The sequence below is a fragment of the Gordonia amarae NBRC 15530 genome, assembly GCF_000241345.1.
Lineage (GTDB): Bacteria > Actinomycetota > Actinomycetes > Mycobacteriales > Mycobacteriaceae > Gordonia > Gordonia amarae.
In genome coordinates, this window is the sequence record NZ_BAED01000063.1 from 141,607 (window position 1) to 158,161 (window position 16,555).

The 16,555-nt window shown below is 67.9% G+C and carries 18 protein-coding genes; 9 read left to right on the forward strand and 9 right to left on the reverse strand.

From position 1 onward, the window contains the following. Positions 1 to 2: 2 nt before the first annotated feature. Both purS and GOAMR_RS19145 read right to left on the reverse strand, forming a co-directional pair. Positions 3 to 239 carry a phosphoribosylformylglycinamidine synthase subunit PurS gene (gene purS, locus GOAMR_RS19140; protein ID WP_005191757.1) on the reverse strand — a complete coding sequence of 79 codons (237 nt, stop codon included), beginning with the start codon at positions 237 to 239 and terminating at the stop codon, positions 3 to 5. 171 nt (positions 240 to 410) lie between these two features. Next, positions 411 to 896 carry a glutathione peroxidase gene (locus tag GOAMR_RS19145; RefSeq protein WP_005191758.1) on the reverse strand — a complete coding sequence of 162 codons (486 nt, stop codon included), beginning with the start codon at positions 894 to 896 and terminating at the stop codon, positions 411 to 413. A gap of 125 nt (positions 897 to 1,021) precedes the next feature. Between GOAMR_RS19145 and GOAMR_RS19150 the strand changes: the two genes are divergently transcribed. The 3 genes from GOAMR_RS19150 (at position 1,022) to GOAMR_RS19160 (ending at position 4,838) form a co-directional block, all read left to right on the forward strand. Next, on the forward strand, positions 1,022 to 1,546 hold the full coding sequence (locus GOAMR_RS19150; RefSeq protein ID WP_244427450.1) for a MarR family winged helix-turn-helix transcriptional regulator: 525 nt from the start codon (positions 1,022 to 1,024) through the stop codon (positions 1,544 to 1,546). A gap of 34 nt (positions 1,547 to 1,580) precedes the next feature. Next, positions 1,581 to 3,137, forward strand: a complete 1,557-nt coding sequence (locus tag GOAMR_RS19155; protein WP_005191766.1) for a DHA2 family efflux MFS transporter permease subunit — start codon at positions 1,581 to 1,583, stop codon at positions 3,135 to 3,137. Between the two features lie 159 nt (positions 3,138 to 3,296). Continuing rightward, positions 3,297 to 4,838: a DHA2 family efflux MFS transporter permease subunit gene (locus tag GOAMR_RS19160; protein ID WP_005191769.1), complete on the forward strand. Its 1,542-nt coding sequence runs from the start codon at positions 3,297 to 3,299 to the stop codon at positions 4,836 to 4,838. Between the two features lie 97 nt (positions 4,839 to 4,935). Here GOAMR_RS19160 and GOAMR_RS19165 read toward each other — a convergent pair whose 3' ends face one another. After that, on the reverse strand, positions 4,936 to 7,071 hold the full coding sequence (locus GOAMR_RS19165; protein ID WP_005191772.1) for a S9 family peptidase: 2,136 nt from the start codon (positions 7,069 to 7,071) through the stop codon (positions 4,936 to 4,938). Then, positions 7,068 to 7,967 carry a phosphoribosylaminoimidazolesuccinocarboxamide synthase gene (locus GOAMR_RS19170; RefSeq protein WP_040515828.1) on the reverse strand — a complete coding sequence of 300 codons (900 nt, stop codon included), beginning with the start codon at positions 7,965 to 7,967 and terminating at the stop codon, positions 7,068 to 7,070. Before GOAMR_RS19170 ends, GOAMR_RS19165 begins: the two co-directional genes overlap by 4 nt. A 177-nt stretch (positions 7,968 to 8,144) precedes the next feature. Between GOAMR_RS19170 and GOAMR_RS19175 the strand changes: the two genes are divergently transcribed. Then, positions 8,145 to 8,498: a histone-like nucleoid-structuring protein Lsr2 gene (locus GOAMR_RS19175; RefSeq protein ID WP_005191777.1), complete on the forward strand. Its 354-nt coding sequence runs from the start codon at positions 8,145 to 8,147 to the stop codon at positions 8,496 to 8,498. A 52-nt stretch (positions 8,499 to 8,550) separates the two neighbouring features. After that, on the forward strand, positions 8,551 to 8,835 hold the full coding sequence (locus GOAMR_RS19180) for an Rdx family protein (RefSeq protein WP_005191778.1): 285 nt from the start codon (positions 8,551 to 8,553) through the stop codon (positions 8,833 to 8,835). A 29-nt stretch (positions 8,836 to 8,864) separates the two neighbouring features. Here the strand turns inward: GOAMR_RS19180 and purB are convergent, their stop codons facing one another. The 5 genes from purB to napA form a co-directional block, all read right to left on the reverse strand. After that, complete coding sequence (gene purB, locus GOAMR_RS19185) at positions 8,865 to 10,292, reverse strand: adenylosuccinate lyase (RefSeq protein ID WP_005191779.1); 1,428 nt, start codon at positions 10,290 to 10,292, stop codon at positions 8,865 to 8,867. A gap of 60 nt (positions 10,293 to 10,352) precedes the next feature. Further along, entirely contained in the window at positions 10,353 to 11,495 is a 1,143-nt protein-coding gene (locus GOAMR_RS19190; RefSeq protein ID WP_040515857.1) for a glutamate--cysteine ligase, read from the reverse strand. Positions 11,496 to 11,548: 53 nt separating this feature from the next. Next, a complete protein-coding gene (locus tag GOAMR_RS19195; protein WP_005191781.1) occupies positions 11,549 to 12,310 on the reverse strand; it encodes a superoxide dismutase family protein in 762 nt (253 codons plus the stop codon). Between the two features lie 118 nt (positions 12,311 to 12,428). Continuing rightward, complete coding sequence (locus tag GOAMR_RS19200; protein ID WP_005191782.1) at positions 12,429 to 12,923, reverse strand: LytR C-terminal domain-containing protein; 495 nt, start codon at positions 12,921 to 12,923, stop codon at positions 12,429 to 12,431. A gap of 77 nt (positions 12,924 to 13,000) precedes the next feature. Next, the gene (gene napA, locus GOAMR_RS19205) at positions 13,001 to 13,399 is read right to left on the reverse strand and encodes a nucleoid-associated protein NapA (RefSeq protein ID WP_005191783.1); all 399 of its coding nucleotides are present in this window, start codon (positions 13,397 to 13,399) and stop codon (positions 13,001 to 13,003) included. Between the two features lie 329 nt (positions 13,400 to 13,728). On the opposite strand from napA, the gene GOAMR_RS19210 reads away from it, so the two are divergent. The 4 genes from GOAMR_RS19210 (at position 13,729) to GOAMR_RS19225 (ending at position 16,554) form a co-directional block, all read left to right on the forward strand. Continuing rightward, on the forward strand, positions 13,729 to 14,331 hold the full coding sequence (locus GOAMR_RS19210; RefSeq protein ID WP_005191784.1) for a peptide deformylase: 603 nt from the start codon (positions 13,729 to 13,731) through the stop codon (positions 14,329 to 14,331). 13 nt (positions 14,332 to 14,344) lie between these two features. After that, positions 14,345 to 15,340: an N-acetylglutamate synthase, CG3035 family gene (locus GOAMR_RS19215; RefSeq protein WP_005191785.1), complete on the forward strand. Its 996-nt coding sequence runs from the start codon at positions 14,345 to 14,347 to the stop codon at positions 15,338 to 15,340. An 84-nt stretch (positions 15,341 to 15,424) separates the two neighbouring features. Beyond that, the gene (locus GOAMR_RS19220) at positions 15,425 to 16,027 is read left to right on the forward strand and encodes a guanyl-specific ribonuclease (RefSeq protein WP_050942805.1); all 603 of its coding nucleotides are present in this window, start codon (positions 15,425 to 15,427) and stop codon (positions 16,025 to 16,027) included. Then, the gene (locus GOAMR_RS19225) at positions 16,027 to 16,554 is read left to right on the forward strand and encodes a barstar family protein (protein ID WP_005191787.1); all 528 of its coding nucleotides are present in this window, start codon (positions 16,027 to 16,029) and stop codon (positions 16,552 to 16,554) included. The genes GOAMR_RS19220 and GOAMR_RS19225 overlap by 1 nt, the downstream gene beginning before the upstream one ends. Position 16,555: the final 1 nt, after the last annotated feature.

Sequence of the window (16,555 nt, forward strand, 5' to 3'; positions counted from 1 at the left end):
GCTCAGCTCACCCGCGAGACAATGAAGTTTTCGATGACCATGTTGGTCAGCAGTTCCTCGGCGATCCGCTCCAGTGTGGCGTCGTCGACCGAGTCGTCGACCTCCAGCTCGAATCGCTTACCCTGCCGCACGTCCGCGACACCGGCGAAGCCGAGACGGCCGAGCGCCCCGACGATCGCCTGGCCCTGCGGGTCGAGAATCTCGGCCTTGGGCATCACATCGACCACCACTCGCGCCATCGTCCGTACGCTCCTCGTCTCTTACGGAATGGGTCCCTTACGGATTGGAGCGAGCACTTCCCGTCGCCGCGCTCACCCGGCGCTTACCTTACCGGGTGCCGCAGGTTGGGGCGTTACGCGGCGGATCGGGGCTTGGTGGCGCACCGGATCCGCCGCGCATCGCACACGTGCTCAAGCGAGGGCGGCCTCGATGGCCTCGATCACCTCGGGGGCGTCGGGTTCGGTGCGCGGCCGGAACCGGCCCACCACTCCGCCGTCGGCCCCGACAAGGAACTTCTCGAAGTTCCACTGGATGTCGCCCGCCTCACCCGACGCGTCCGGGGTCTGGGTGAGCTCGGCGTACAGCGGATGCCGGTCGTCGCCGTTGACGTCGGCCTTCTCCAGCAACGGGAAGGTGACGCCGTAGTTGGTGGAGCAGAAGGTGGCGATCTCCTCGGCCGAGCCCGGTTCCTGTCCGGCGAACTGGTTGCACGGCACACCCACGACGGTGAGGCCGCGATCTCCGTAGGTCTCGGCGAGCTTCTCCAGCGCGGTGTACTGCGGGGTGAGTCCGCATTTGCTGGCGACGTTCACCACCAGCAGCGGGCCGGTGAAGGCGCTCAGGTCGAGGTCGGAGCCGTCGAGGGCGTGTACGGGGATCTCTTTGATGTTGGCCATGTCACCAGAGCGTAGTCACGGACCGGCCCCGTTGCGTGGTTGCGCTCACACCGATCGCGCGCGGGTGCCCAACATCACCGATAGTTGCGTGGGAGAAATAGTTGCGCAGGAGTTACTATTCTTGAGTGTCTTCACCAGCCCACATCGCCACGGACCCCGGTCCCGTGCCGGCGTCTCCGGCCCCGGAGCAGGCGACGTGTGCGGTGCTCACCGAGTTCCTGCACAGGTTCCTGTCCGCCGCCAAGACCAACGCGACGGATTTCCTGGCAGATTCAGAACTGACGCTCTCGCAGCTGAAGGTGCTGTTCACCCTCGGCCATCACGACGGACCGATGTCCGTCAACGAGATCGCCGAACGGATCCACCTGTCCCTGGCCGCCACCGGACGCACCGTCGACAAGCTCGTCGGCGCCACCCTGGTCGACCGCCGCGAGGACCAGGCAGACCGGCGGGTCAAACGGATCTCGCTGACCAGTGCGGGTCAGCGGTTCATCGACTCCGAGCGAGCCGTCAAGGACGACACCGTCGCACGTTTTGTGAGCACCCTGCCCGCGGACGTCGGCGAACAACTACGGGCCGCGCTGGACCTCGTCGTCCACGCCGACACCGACTACTTCGCCGAGTGCACCCGCGGACCGCGCACCGCCTGACCTACCTCACCCCGTAATGAACAGGAATACCCCCATGTCCACAACTCCCGTCACGTCGTCGGCGGCCACGGAAAAAGCCCCGGACGCAGCCGGTGGGCTCGACCGCAAGGTCCTGCTCGTCGCCGGCGTCGTCGTCCTCGGCGCCATCATGTCGATCCTCGACGTCACCGTCGTGTCCGTCGCGCAGAACACGTTCCAGAACGAGTTCGGCACCGATGCGGCCGGTGCCGCCTGGACGATGACCGGCTACACCCTGGCCCTGGCCGCGGTCATCCCGCTGTCGAGCTGGGCCGTGGCCCGGTTCGGGGCGCGCAACGTGTACCTGACCTCATTGGTGCTGTTCACCATCGGCTCGGCCCTGTGCGCGATGGCCTCCAGTATCGGGATGCTGGTGGCGTTCCGCGTGATCCAGGGCCTCGGCGGCGGTCTGCTGATGCCGGTCGGCATGATGATCCTGACCAAGGCGGCCGGCCCGGAACGCGTCGGTTCGGTGATGGCCGTGCTCGGCATCCCGATGCTGCTCGGCCCCATCGCCGGCCCCATCCTCGGCGGCCTGCTCATCGAGACCGCCAGCTGGCACTGGGTGTTCCTGATCAACGTGCCCGTCGGCATCATCGCCTTCATCTACTCGTGGATCATCCTGCGCGACAAGGAGGAGACCAGCCGCCCGTCGATCGACATCATCGGCCTGCTGCTGCTGTCCCCCGGTCTGGCGGCGTTCCTCTACGGCATCTCCACCAGCGCCGAGGAGGGCACCTTCATCGCCGCCAAGGTCCTCATCCCCGCGGCCATCGGCCTGGTGCTGATCCTGGCGTTCATCGCCCACGCACTGCGCAGCAAGTCCCCGCTGCTGGATCTGCGGCTGTTCGGCAACAAGACGCTGTCGATCTCGGTGGTCTCGATGACGCTGTTCATGATCGCGTTCTTCGGCGCCTCGCTGCTGTACCCGCAGTACTTCATCGGCATCCGCGGCGAGTCGACCCTGGCCGCCGGCCTGCTGCTGGCCCCGCAGGGTCTGGGCGCGATGCTCACGATGCCGATCGCCGGCCGGCTCACCGACAAGATGGGTCCGGGCAAGTTCGTGCTCGGCGGTCTCGTCCTGATCGTCGCCGGTGTGGGCACCTTCACCTTCCTCGGTGCCGACAGCTCGTACTGGCTGCTGTGCGGTGCGCTGTTCGTGCAGGGTCTGGGTATGGGCATGACCATGATGCCGATCATGTCGGCGGCGCTGGCCACCCTGAAGTCCGAGCAGGTTCCCGACGGTTCGACGCTGGTGAACGTGGTGCAGCAGACCGCCTCGTCGATCGGCACCGCCATCATCTCGGTGCTGCTGGCCTCCAACCTCGCCGCGCACGCCGAGTCGAAGCTGGCGATCGCCTCCAACGCGGCGCCCGAGGAGTACGACAAGCTCGTCGCGGCCGGTCAGGCCCCCGCGGAGGTCCCCACGCAGTGGCTGGACTGGGGTGCGTCGGCGTTCGCCGGAGCGTTCGTCGTGTCCGCCGTGCTGATCGCTGTCACCTTCGTCCCGGCGTTCTTCCTGCCACGTAAGCGCGTGGCCGGTGCCGAGTCGGCCCCGGTGATGATGCACTGACATCGCTGATTCCCGACTGTGCCCGTGCCGGGTTCGCCCGGCACGGGCACAGTCGTCTCCGGACCCTGCCGCCGTCGCGATATCTGCGCCGGTGCGATAGTTGCTGACACGGTCCGCGCACATCCGCCACCGCTGATCGCACGACACACAGGAGACCTTGTGACCGAATCACCCACGGGCGCCGCGCCGCCGCCGAACACCAAGCTCGACAAGGAGGTGCTGATCGTCGCCGGTGTCGTCGTGCTCGGCGCCATCATGTCGATCCTCGACGTCACCGTCGTGTCCGTCGCGCAGAACACCTTCCAGAACGAGTTCGGCACCGACGCCGCGGGCGCCGCCTGGACGATGACCGGCTACACCCTGTCACTGGCCGCGGTGATCCCGCTGTCGGCATGGGCGGCCGCACGTTTCGGCACCAAGAACGTCTTCCTCGCCTCGGTCGTGCTGTTCACCCTCGGATCGGCATTGTGCGCCACCGCCGTGAACATCGAGATGCTGGTCGCGTTCCGGATGCTCCAGGGACTCGGCGGCGGCCTGCTCATGCCGGTGGGCATGATGATCCTCACCAAGGCCGCGGGCCCCGCGCGGATGGGTTCGGTGATGGCCGCGCTCGGCATCCCGATGCTGCTCGGCCCGATCTGCGGCCCCATCTTGGGCGGGCTGCTGATCGAACAGCTCAGCTGGCACTGGATCTTCCTGATCAATCTGCCGATCGGCATCATCGCCCTCGTGTACGCCTGGTTCGTGCTCGACAGCGAGTACGAGGCGTCCCGCGAATCGATCGACGTCCTCGGGCTGCTGCTGCTGTCCCCCGGCCTGGCCCTGTTCCTGTACGGCATCTCCGGCAGCGCCGAGGAGGGCACCTTCGCCTCCACGCGGGTGCTGCTGCCCGCCGGTATCGGCCTCGTGCTGATCGTCGCGTTCGTGGTGCACGCCCTGCGCACCGACAAACCGCTGCTCGACCTGCGCCTGTTCACCAACCCCACCCTGCGCACCGCGCTGATCACGATGTCGCTGTTCGCCATCGCGTTCTTCGGCTCGTCGCTGCTGTTTCCCCAGTACTTCATCGGTATCCGCGACGAGGGCACCATGATGGCCGGTCTGCTGATGGCTCCCCAGGGGCTCGGCGCGATGGTCACGATGCCGGTCGCGGGCCGGCTCACCGACCGGATGGGGCCGGGCAAGTTCGTCCTCAGCGGCATCACGGTCATCTTCGCCGCGATGCTGACGTTCCCGTTCATCGGCGCCGACACCTCGTACTGGGTGATCGGCGGGGCGCTGTTCGTGATGGGCCTGGGCATGGGCCTGACGATGACCCCGATCATGACCTCCGCCCTCGCCCGCCTGACCCCCACCCAGGTGCCCGACGGTTCGACCCTGCTCAACGTCACCCAGCAGACGGCGTCATCGATCGGTACCGCCCTGTTCTCGGTGCTGCTGGCCTCCAACCTCACCAGCCACAAGGAATCCGGGCTCGCCATCCTGTCGAACGCGTCGGAGGACGACTACGACAAGCTGGTCCAGGCCGGCCAGGCCCCGCCGAAGATCGAAGATCAGTGGTTCGACTGGGCGGCGCAGGCCTTCGGGCACAGCTTCATCGTCTCCTGCGTGCTGGTGGCGATCACCATCATCCCGGCGTTCTTCCTGCCGCGCACCCGGATCACCCCCGCCGAGGGCGCGCCACCGCCGATGGTGCACTGAGCGTTCATAGAACCGCGCCGCACATACCGGACGTCCGGCCGGAACACCTGGTGTTCCGGCCGGACGTTCGCCGTTCAGTCAGAAAACAGCCGCTCCGTCAGAAGGTGACCGCGCCGGTCTGCCGGAGGATCCAGGCCAGCTCGAACGACGCCTCTTCCCACTGTTTGTAGCGGCCGCTGACGCCGCCGTGCCCTGCCGACATCTCGGTCTTGAGCAGGATCGGATGTTCGGAGGTGCTCAGCTCCTGCAGCCGCGCAACCCATTTGGCGGCCTCGGTGAACAACACCCGGGTGTCGTGCAGCGAGGCGAGCGCGAGGATCGGCGGATACGGTTGGGCCGAAACGTTCTCGTACGGGGTATAGGACTTCATGTACTCGTATACGTCGGCGTCGTGCAGCGGATCGCCCCACTCGTCCCACTCGATGACCGTCAGCGGCAGCGACGGATCGAGGATCGAGTTGAGCGCGTCCACGAACGGCACCGACGCCAGGATGCCGTGGAACAGTTCGGGAGCCAGGTTGGCCACCGCACCCATCAGCAGCCCGCCCGCAGAACCGCCCTCGGCCACCATCTGATCGGGTGTGGTCCACCCGGTGTCGATGAGATACCGTGCGGCGTCGACGAAGTCGGTGAAGGTGTTCTTCTTGCGCAGGGTCTTGCCGTTCTCGTACCAGTACCGGCCGAGTTCACCGCCACCACGGATGTGGGCGAAGACCACCACCACACCACGGTCGAGCAACGACAGCCGCGACGCGCTGAACGCGGGATCGATGCTGGACTCGTACGATCCGTAGCCATACAGCAGCAGCGGAGCCTGTCCGGTCACGCCCTTGCGGCGGATCACCGACAGCGGGATCTTGGTCCCGTCACCGGCGGTGGCCCATTCGCGCGATTGGACGTAGTCGGCCGGGTCGTAGCCGCCGAGCACCGGTTGCCGCTTGAGCAGGGTGCGTTCGCCCGTGGCGACGTCGAGTTCGAGCAGCTCGGACGGTTCGAGGAAACTGCCGTAGGCGATGCGTAGCCGCGGCGTCACCCATTCCGGATTCCCGGCCAGCGCAACCGAATACAACTCCTGGTCGAACGACACCTGCCGGAAATCAGCCGCGGTGGGAAAGCCCTCGATCGTGCGCAGATCCGCGATCGACAGCTGCGGGATACCGCCGGCCCGATACGACAGCACGAGATAGTCGCTGAACGCGTCGAGATCCTCGATCCGCACGTCCGGATCGTGTGCGATGAACGGCCGCCGCGCCGACGGATCGCTCACCGGCGCGATGTCCACGGCGAAGTTCTCCAGCTTGGCGCCGTCGCGGAGCTCGTTGTGCACGAAAGAGAAATAGTCCTCCCCACCGAGGATCACGTGTTCGACGTTGTACTCGATACCCTCGACGCGCGGGGTGATGCTGCGGAACTCGCCGGTGGGGTCGGCGGAGTCGAGAATGTAGGTCTCCGAGGTGATCTTGGAGCCCGCCCCGATCATCAGGTACTTGTCGCTGTGTGTGGTGCCGATGCCCACCCAGTACCGTTCGTCGGGCTCGTGAAACACCTTGACGTCCTCGGTGCCCGCCCCGATGTCGTGGCGCCACACCGTATCCGGGCGCCACGCGTCGTCGACCGTCGGATAGAACACGTGCTTGGCATCCAGCGACCACACGGCTCCGCCCGCGGTGCCGGGGATCTCGTCGGCGAGCAGTTCACCGGTCCGCAGGTCCTTGAACTTCAGCGTGTACCGTTCGTCGCCCACGGTGTCGACGCCGTAGACGAGCCAGTTGCCGTCATCGGAGATGCTGAACGCGCCGAGGCTGAAGAAGTCGGTGCCCTCGGCCTCGACGTTGGTGTCGAGGGTGATCTCCTCGCCGGGCACGGTGTCGCCGATCTCCGGCGGAGTCCAATCGTCCTCCCCGGAAATGGGGCAGCGGCAACGGATTCCGTACTGCTTGCCCTCCTGTGTGCGCGAGTAGTACCAGTAACGGCCACGCCGGCTCGGCACCGACATGTCGGTTTCCTTGACCCGGGACTTGATCTCACTGAAGATCGTCTTGCTCAGCTCGGCCAGCTGCCCGGTGTGCGCCTCGGTGTGCAGGTTCTGCGCCTCCAGGTAGTCGATGACCTCCTGGTTCGTCTTGTCCCGCAACCATTCATACTCGTCGACGAAGGTGTCGCCGTGGTGCGTGCGCTCGGTGGGCACCTTCTTGGCGACCGGCGGTGTGCTCGTGTGTTCCGGCGTGCTCATCCCCACACCTCCGCATCCGGCCAGTCGGCGAACGACAACTGTGAAATCAGTTCGTACGCTTCGATATACCGCTGCCGGGTGCGTTCGGTGACGTCCTCGGGCAGTGCGGGCGGCGGGGTGTCGGCCGCGCGGTCCCAGCCCGAATCGGGGCCGGTGAGCCAGTTGCGGACGATCTGCTTGTCGAAACTCGGCTGCACCTGGCCCGCCTGATAGGTGGCCGCGTCCCAGTAGCGCGAGGAGTCGGGGGTGAGCACCTCGTCGGCCAGGACCAGCTCGCCGTCGGCGCCGAGGCCGAACTCGAACTTGGTGTCGGCGAGGATGATGCCGCGTTCGGCGGCCAGTTGCGCCCCCCGCGAATAGATGTCGAGGGTGGCGGTGCGCAGCGCCTCGGCGCGCTCGGCGCCCTCGGACTGCACCACCCGCTCGAAGCTGATGTTCTCGTCGTGCTCACCCTGTTCGGCCTTGGTGGCCGGGGTGAAGATCGGTTCGGGCAGCTTGTGCGCCTCGTCGAGCCCCTCGGGCAGGGCGATCCCGCACACGGAACCGGTGGCCCGGTAGTCGAGCAGACCCGAACCGGTCAGATAGCCGCGGGCCACGCACTCGACCTGCACCATCGGCAGCTTGTGCACCACCATCGACCGGCCCACCACGTCGGCCGGGATACGTTCGTCGGTGGGTCCGCCGGCCAGATGGTTCGGGACACCGAGCACGTCGAACCAGAAGAAGCTCATCGCGGTGAGGATGCGGCCTTTGTCGCGGATGGCCGGTTGAAGAATATGGTCATAGGCGGAGATACGATCGGTGGCCACCAGCAGCAAGGTGTCGGCGTCGATCTCGTAGATCTCGCGTACCTTTCCCGAGGCCACATGCTGATATGACTGCAAGTTCGGGCGCATACGTCGACACTAGGCCATGGGGCCGGGTTCGTCTGCGAGTGCCGTCCGGCGTGCGGCGCGCACCAGAACCCCGGGCATCTTCTGCTACATTTTCGGGAGTCGGCGGGGGCCGGCCGCCGCCACAGCACACACCAGAGCCGACGCGGCAGCCAACATTTCGATTAAGGAATTCATCCGGTGAAACACATTGTCGAGAAGATTGTTGATGACATCGATGGAACGATCCTCTCGGAGTACGAGACCGTGACATTCGCCGTCGACGGCACCACCTACGAGTTCGACACCTCCCTCGAACACGCCGCGGAATTCCGGGACAGCCTGCGCCGGTACATCGAGAAGTCGCGGCAGATCGTCAACGGCAACGTGGTCACCCGCAAGCGCGTCGCCGCCGTCGGCCAGGACCGTCCCTCCGCCGAGCAGCTGCGGGCGATCCGGGACTGGGCCCGCAAGAACGGTCACGAGGTCAGCAACCGCGGCCGCGTGCCCGCGGAGATCGTCGAGGCATTCGAGGCCGCCCACCCCATTCGGTGAGCGCCCATCCCGTGAGCGCGGCCCGGCGGCGTGCCCGGGCATACTTGGCGGCATGAGCGCACCCCGGATCGCCATCACCTACTGCACCCAGTGCAACTGGCTGCTGCGGGCGTCGTGGATGGCGAGCGAACTGCTGAGCACCTTCGGCGCCGAGCTGGGGTCGGTAACGCTGGTGCCCGGTACCGGCGGTGTCTTCCACATCGACGTCGACGGCACGCAGGTGTGGGAACGCACACGCGACGGCGGTTTTCCCGATGTGGTCACCCTCAAACGGCTGATCCGCGACGCGGCCCTGCCCGACTGGGATCTCGGGCACGCCGACCGCGCGAGCGAGTAGCCCCGGCCGGCGTCCCACGCTGTGTGCGGCTACAGGATCGGGGCCGGGGTATAGGCCGCGGCCTCCGGGTATTCGTCGATGATCCGCTGGGCGGCGGCCACCACATCGGCCACCTGCTGTTCGGCGGCGCCGATGAACGCCTTCTTATCGGCGAGCGCCTCCTCAAGCTGCGCCCGGTCCAGCGGCAGCCGGTCGTCGGCGGCAAGCCGGTCGAGCAGGTCGGGTTCACGGCCCTCCTCGCGCATCGCCAGGGCGACGGCCACCGCGTTCTCCTTGATGGCCTCGTGCGCGGTCTCACGGCCCACCCCGGCCCGCACCGCCGCCATCAGCACCTTGGTGGTGGCCAGGAACGGCAGGTACCGGTCGAGCTCGTTGGCGATCACCGCCGGGTAGGCGCCGAACTCGGCGAGCACCGTCAGGAAGGTCTCCATCAGTCCGTCGATCGCGAAGAACGCGTCGGGCAGCGCGACCCGGCGCACCACCGAGCAGAACACGTCGCCCTCGTTCCACTGGGCGCCGGCCAGTTCGGCGGCCATCGAACCGTAGCCGCGCAGCACCACCGCGAGACCGTTGACGCGTTCGCAGCTGCGGGTGTTCATCTTGTGCGGCATTGCCGAGGAACCCACCTGACCGGGCTGGAAGCCCTCGGTGACCAGCTCATGCCCGGCCATCAGCCGGATGGTGTGCGCCAGCGACGACGGCGCGGCCGCGGTCTGCACCAGCGCCGACACGACGTCGTGGTCGAGCGATCGCGGATACACCTGCCCCACCGACGTCAGCGACCGCGAGAACCCGAGGTGCTGCGCGACGCGCTGTTCGAGCTCGGCGAGCTTCTCCGCGTCGCCGTCGAGCAGGTCGAGCATGTCCTGGCTGGTGCCCATCGGGCCCTTGATGCCGCGCAGCGGATACCGGTCGATGAGCTCGCGCAGCCGGGTGAGGGCGATCATCAGTTCGTCGGCGGCGGAGGCGAACCGCTTGCCGAGCGTGGTGGCCTGGGCGGCGACGTTGTGCGAGCGGCCGGCCATCACGACGGTCGAATACTGGGCGGCCCGGTCGGTGATCCGCGCCAGCACCGCCACACCGTGGGCGTGCACATGTTCCAGCGACCGCAGGATCTGCAGCTGCTCGACGTTCTCGGTCAGATCCCGGCTGGTCATGCCCTTGTGGATCTGCTCGTGCCCGGCGAGCGCGCTGAACTCCTCGATCCTCGCCTTCACGTCGTGCCGGGTGACCCGTTCACGGTCGGCGATGGACTGCAGGTCGACCTGGTCGACAACCTTCTCGTAGTCGGCGATGGCCTGCTCGGGAACGTCGATCCCCAGGTCGCGCTGCGCCTTGAGCACCGCGATCCACAGTTGCCGTTCGAGCACGATCTTGGCGCTCGGCGACCAGATCGAGGTCAGGTCGGCGGAGGCGTACCGGGAGGCCAGGACGTTGGAGATGGCAGGTTTCGACACGGCGCAAGTGTATAAGCACACTCGGTGAACCCCGTAATCTTCGGGCGCCCGGCGCGCGAATCACAGTTCGGCGACCACCGAGGCGACGACCTCACGCATCGATCCGGTGCGGGCGAACACCGCACGCTGGCGCTGATAGCTGGCGCCCCGGTCGACGATCCGTGAGATACCCGCCAGCTCGGCCCCGCAATCGAGCGAATCGGCAATCGGCTCAAGGCGTTTGAGGAGAGCCGCGAGATCGTCGGTGACCAGTCGCTCGTCGAGTTCGCGGTTGCAGATGACGATGGCGTCCAGCCCGTACCGGGCGGCGCGCCACTTGTTCTCCTGCACCAGCCACGGCGGCATCGTCGGCAGTTCCTCACCCGCGTCCAGCCGCCGGGACAGGTCGACCACCAGGCAGTGGATCAGCGCGACGAGCGCCGACAACTCGTCGATGTTGGTGGCACCGTCGCACACCCGAACCTCGATGGTGCCCAGATGCGGTGACGGCCGGATGTCCCAGCGGATCTCGTTGGTGTGATCGATGATTCCGGTGGTCTTCTGGTCGGAGACGAACTTCTCGAACTCGTCCCACCGGGTGAACTGGAACGGCAGGCCGGCGGTGGGCAACTGCTGGAACATCATCGCCCGGTTGCTGGCGTAGCTGGTGTCCTGACCCGACCACATCGGTGACGACGCCGACAGCGCCAGCAGATGCGGGTAGTAGTTGAGCAGCGAATCGAGGATCGGCAGCACTTTGTCGCGCCGGTCGATGCCGACGTGTACGTGCACGCCCCAGATGAGCATCTGCCTGCCCCACCACTGGGTGCGTTCGATCAGTTCGGCGTACCGGTGTCCCTCGGTGAGCAGCTGCGTCGACCATTCGGCGAACGGGTGGGTGCCCGCACCGTAGAGGTCGATACCGAGCTCGTCGGTGAGTTCGCGTACCGCGCCGAGGGTTTCGGACAGGTCGGCCACTGCCTCACCGGTGTTGCGGCAGATGCCGGTCACCAGTTCGACGGTGTTACGCAGAAGTTCCTTGTGCACCTTGCCGTTGCGGCCGGCATGCTGGTCGCTCGCCAGCAGCGGGAACCGGTCGCCGACCAACTCGAACAGCGCCGCCGCCGAATTCGACAGGTCACCGGTCCGCTTGTCGGTGAGGGCGAACTCCCACTCGACACCGAGACTCGGTACCGGCGACCCCACGAAGTCGATCGGGGTGATCACGATGGCCTGATTCCGCGAACCGTGCGGCCCGGACTACCCGGGGCCCGCGGTCAGTGGCCGCCGGACTTGTGCTCGCCCGAGGGCTCGGTGCTCTCGGCGCCCTCGTGGTCACCCGACTCGGTGCCCTCGTGCTCGCCGGACTCCTCGGCCTTGATGACACCGCACGCGATGCGGGCCCCGGCATCACCGGTGGTCATGGTCTTCTCGTCCGGCTTGGCTGCGTACCGGGTGGGGATGTTCGCGAAGTTGTCGGCGTCGGCGTGGATGATGATCGACTTGCCGGCGATCTGCTCCAGGGTCACCGCGTCGGTCGTGGTGGTGGTCTCGCCCGAGCCGTCCTTGAGGACGTTGATCGACACCAGGTCGCCGCTCGAGGGGTGCCCGGTGTTGCCGTCGACCTGCAGGTGGCCACCCGCGGAGGTGAACGGCTCCGAACCCGACGCCTTGCACTCGCCGTTGGTGTGCAGGTGCATGCCGTGGAAACCGGCGGGCAGGCCGCTGACGGTGACGGAGACCTTCACGGCGTCGCCGAGGGTGGTGAAGGTGGCGGTGCCGACGGGCTTGCCGTCCGCGTCCTTCAGGGAGGCGGTGGCCGTGCCCGAATGCCCGTCCACACCGGACACGTCACCCGGAGGTGCCTGGTCGCCGGTCACCACCGACGGCGTGGTGTACGGGGCGTCGGAGGCTTCCTCATCGGGCGAGCAGGCGGCGACGCCCGCTCCGATGGCACCCGCCGCCGCGATCACCGCGACCACACGCGCGGTACGACGACGGCCGGTGGCCGGGGTGGCGAGGTGAGAACTGGCGGACATGGCTCTCCTTGTGTCTGGTGGGACCACGTGTCTGGTGGACCAAGTATTACAGGCTGTAGTGGGTGCGCGGCGGACGGGTGCCGAGATCGGTTGTCGGCCGGACCCGGCGAGCGGCCGGTCAGCGGGTCACGACGATCACCGGCATGCCGTCGGAGCAATCGGTGAACGAGTCGGGGCGGGCCTCGACACTGACGCTGCCGCCGAGCGCCTTGGCCACCTTCTGCGCCGCCGACCTGTCGCCCGAGTCGTAGAAGACCGTGTTCTCGGTGATGGAGCTGGTGCTGAGGTTGCCCGGATCGGACACCTCGAACCCGGCGTCCTCCAGGGTCGTGCTGACCTCACTGGCCAGACCGGACACGGTGCCGGCGTTGAACACGCACAGCGGAGGAGTCTGGGCGCTGCCGCCGGAGGAGGTTGTCGTGGTGGCCTCCGCGGAGGTGGAGACGGAGGTGGCGGGCATCTTGGCGCCCGCCTCGGCGAGCTTCTGCTCGGGATCGTCGTCACCCGAGGCCGCCGAATGCCAGGCCAGCCCGAAGAACACCACGGCCAACGCCAGCAGCAGCATCGCTCCCGCGCGGAAGGGGAGCTTGTTCGGTTCCCGGTCAGCTTTCATCACGGCAACTCTAACTCACCGGGAGCGCACGGACCGGTAGGCCGACGACCGTGGCAGACCGTCTGCGCCACCGGAAACTAGGTGATCTCGAAGCCGAGCCGGCGCGCCGCACGCGCCTTCTGGCGGGCGGCCCGCAGCCGCCGCAGCCGCTTGACCAGCATCGGGTCGGCGGCCAGCGCCTCCGGCCGGTCCACCAGCGCGTTGAGCACCTGGTAGTAGCGGGTCGAGGACAGCCCGAAGAGCTGCTTGATGGCCTCTTCCTTGGCGCCTGCGTACTTCCACCACTGGCGTTCGAACGCCAGGATGTCGTGGTCGCGCCGGCACAGGCCGTCCTCCCCGATCTCCTTGGGGTCGGCCGACGAGTCGGCCGGCCTGGGTTCGATCAGGCCGGACGCCGGGGAGACCGCAGGCTCCACCACGTGCGCAGGTGTGATCCGGTCACCGTGATCGCGGCTACGCGCTGCTGCGCTATCCATGTCGCTCCCTCTGGATTCGCCTCATGCTCAAGACACCCCCGACTGATTCACGGTCCATGTCTCGGCCCCGGTCCGGGTTCCCAGTCCCGGGGTCTCGCACTGACGTGGTGACTCACATCGATGTCGTTCGCCAGCAATCTAAACACGGCGGAGCACACCAACCCGGGCATGACTCGCCACCACACGCCGATCGGAAAAAAATCCGGCGGTAATCTGACACACGCGGACCGACCGGTGGTGATCCATCCGATGCCCGCACCCATGCGCCCGGCCCGCCGGACCCATCGTCATGCGTCCCCGATAAGCGAACACCGAGAAGAAACGAACACATGGCCATTCTCCCGATCTGCATCATCGGCGAACCCGTCCTGCACAAGCCGACAGCACCCGTCGAGCTCGACGACCAGGGCCGCCCGTCCGCCGAGATCATCACGCTGCTCGACGACATGTACGAGACGATGGACGCCGCCAACGGTGTCGGCCTGGCCGCCAACCAGGTGGGTGTAGGCCTGCGGATGTTCGTCTACGACTGCCCCGACGAGAGCCGCGGGTCGGCGATCCGCCGGCGCGGCGAGGTGATCAACCCGGTGCTGGAGACCTCGGAGATCCCCGAGACGATGCCCGACCCCGACACCAACGACGAAGGCTGCCTGTCGGTGCCGGGTGAGCAGTTCCCCACCGGCCGCGCCGACTGGGCCCGCGTCACCGGTACCGACCGCAACGGCGACGAGGTGGTCATCGAGGGCAATGACTTCTTCGCCCGGATGCTGCAGCACGAGACCGGCCACCTCGACGGTTTCCTGTACGTCGACGTCCTCGTCGGCCGCAACGCGCGCGCCGCGAAGAAGGCCGTCAAACGCAACGGCTGGGGTGCGCCCGGCCTCACCTGGCTGCCCGGCGCCCAGGCCGACCCCTTCGGCCACGACGACTAGCCGGGACGGCGGGGTGGGGACCGAACCGTTCGTCGGTGACCGGGTGGTGGTGCGCTACCGCCTCGGGCCCGGCGCACCCGAGGACTGGCGCCCCGCACCCAACCCGGCGACGACGTCGGGCCCGTCGTTGTCCGATGTCACCGGCATCGTCACCGACGGCGGCACCCCGGAGCTGATCCGGCTCGACCGCGACGGCACCGTCGTGGAGATCCCCCGCCCGGCGATCACGTCGGTGCGGGTGCTGTCGCGGCGGACGGTGCGCAACAGCGACATCCGGGCCGTCGAATACGCGGCGGCACACGCCTGGCCGGGCACCGAATCTGGGTGGATCGCCGGATGGCTGGTGCGGGCGGGCGGCGGCTACACCCGCCGGGCGAACTGTGCTGTGCCCGTCGACATCGGGGCCCGCGCCGACGGAGCCACGCTCACCGCCATCGCCGACTGGTACCGCGCCCGGTCACTGCCGCCGCAATTGGCGTGGCCGGACCGGCTGCTGCCCGCCGCACACCTGCCGGGGCCGCTCGAACAGCCGGTACAGGTGCTCACCGGCCGCTTCGAGGAGATCACCGTCGTGGCCGGGCACGCGGACGTGACCCTGGAACCGACCATCAGCGACGAGTGGGGAGACGACTGGCTCGGCGTGCGCCTGGCGCCCGAATCCCCCGCGGACCTGCCGGCCGCGGCCGCGGTGATCGGCTCGGTACGCGACGGGGAGCTGAGATTCGCCGGCGTCCGCGATCAGGGACGGCTCGTGGCGATCGGCCGGGGAGCGGTCACGCCGACCCCCTCCGGTGAGCCGATGCTCGGGGTGACGGCCCTGCACACGCTACCCGCTCACCGTGGGCGCGGGCTGGCCGGGCAGGTACTGGCGGCTCTACTCGGCTGGGGCCGCGAGCGCGGCGCCGACACCGTCTACCTGCAGGTCGACGCCGCCAACCGCGCACCGGGTGCCTGGTACCGGAGGCTCGGCTTCGGCCTGCACCACGAGTACGGGTACGTCCGGCTGTAACCGCCGCGCGGGGTCGGACTCCCTCCGCGAGAACGGACAGGTCAGGCTGTGGCGATGTGCCGTCATGGCCTACGGTTGTCTGCGATGTCTGCCTCCAGCACGCAGGGCCGTCAGCCGCCCGCACAGAAACGGCCCGCACGGATCACCGTCGTCGCCGTGGTCGTCGCCGCCCTGAGCCTCATCTCCTGGCTGGTCACCGGCTGCGACGACACCGCGTCGACCGATACGGCCGCCTCGTCGTCGACCGGCGGCCACGCGGCCTACTCGCCGGGCACCGCCACATTCCGGACGAGCCCGGCCAGAAGTTCGGCGCACCCGAGTACACGCCCGAAACCTTCCGCCCCGGCGACGAGGTCGCGTTCCCAATCCGGGCCGTCCCGATCCGGCTCGTCCCAGGGCATCCCCGCACACGCACTGGCCACGCTCAAGCTGATCGACGCCGGGAAGTGGCCGGAGGCCGCGAACGCACCCGGCACCCGCGGCGGTACGAACTTCCGCAACAATGAGGGTCTGCTCCCGCGCACCGGATCCGATGGCCGTCGGCTGCGGTTCCAGGAGTGGGATGTGAACCCGAAGAAGCCGGGCCGTGGCCGCGACGCCGAACGCATCATCACCGCCGACGACGGCTCGGCCTGGTACACCGACGACCACTACCGTTCCTTCAAGCAGATCCGAGGTCCCAACTGATGGACTCCCCACTGGATGCGGAGCTGATGGATTCACCGATCTCGTTGCGCCAGTTCCTGATCAACGCGACCCACGACGGCCCGCCCATCGGGTTGCTCGGGTCGGCGCATATGCCGGCCCCCGGACGACGGTTCGCGGTGCGCACCGTCGACGCCGCCGAGATGACCACGCTGTCGGGACTGTTCAGCGCTTTCGCCCGGGCCTGGGAGTTCGGGGAATCGTTCGGTCACAACAAGGATGCGTTCGACGACTGCATGCGCGACCTCGACGGCCCGGCGCTCACGGCCGGGGTGGTCCCGCCCACCGGCTATCTCACACACATCTCGCGGGCCCACAACCTGCTCACCTCCGATCTGAGCCAGCTCGAGTGGTTCGCGTCGTCGCTGCTGTTCTACCGCGACCACTACGCACACCAGGCGCATCCGTCCGCGACGTTCGCCGTCGTGCTGTCCACCTCCGAACGCCGCCGCCCCGTCGTCCGCGAGCGCTGGCAGGCCGCCGGCGCGACCCTCGCCGAGATCGACTGAC

Excerpts from the sequence above, each read along its gene's own strand:
- GOAMR_RS19180 (WP_005191778.1), top strand. The coding sequence starts at position 8,551 with ATGAGCGCACCCCGGATCGCCATCACCTACTGCACCCAGTGCAACTGG.
- GOAMR_RS19165 (WP_005191772.1), bottom strand. The coding sequence starts at position 7,071 with ATGAGCACGCCGGAACACACGAGCACACCGCCGGTCGCCAAGAAGGTG.
- GOAMR_RS19145 (WP_005191758.1), bottom strand. The coding sequence starts at position 896 with ATGGCCAACATCAAAGAGATCCCCGTACACGCCCTCGACGGCTCCGAC.
- GOAMR_RS19220 (WP_050942805.1), top strand. The coding sequence starts at position 15,425 with ATGTCTGCCTCCAGCACGCAGGGCCGTCAGCCGCCCGCACAGAAACGG.
- GOAMR_RS19195 (WP_005191781.1), bottom strand. The coding sequence starts at position 12,310 with ATGTCCGCCAGTTCTCACCTCGCCACCCCGGCCACCGGCCGTCGTCGT.
- napA (WP_005191783.1), bottom strand. The coding sequence starts at position 13,399 with ATGGATAGCGCAGCAGCGCGTAGCCGCGATCACGGTGACCGGATCACA.
- GOAMR_RS19210 (WP_005191784.1), top strand. The coding sequence starts at position 13,729 with ATGGCCATTCTCCCGATCTGCATCATCGGCGAACCCGTCCTGCACAAG.
- GOAMR_RS19200 (WP_005191782.1), bottom strand. The coding sequence starts at position 12,923 with ATGAAAGCTGACCGGGAACCGAACAAGCTCCCCTTCCGCGCGGGAGCG.
- GOAMR_RS19170 (WP_040515828.1), bottom strand. The coding sequence starts at position 7,967 with ATGCGCCCGAACTTGCAGTCATATCAGCATGTGGCCTCGGGAAAGGTA.
- GOAMR_RS19155 (WP_005191766.1), top strand. The coding sequence starts at position 1,581 with ATGTCCACAACTCCCGTCACGTCGTCGGCGGCCACGGAAAAAGCCCCG.
- GOAMR_RS19225 (WP_005191787.1), top strand. The coding sequence starts at position 16,027 with ATGGACTCCCCACTGGATGCGGAGCTGATGGATTCACCGATCTCGTTG.
- purS (WP_005191757.1), bottom strand. The coding sequence starts at position 239 with ATGGCGCGAGTGGTGGTCGATGTGATGCCCAAGGCCGAGATTCTCGAC.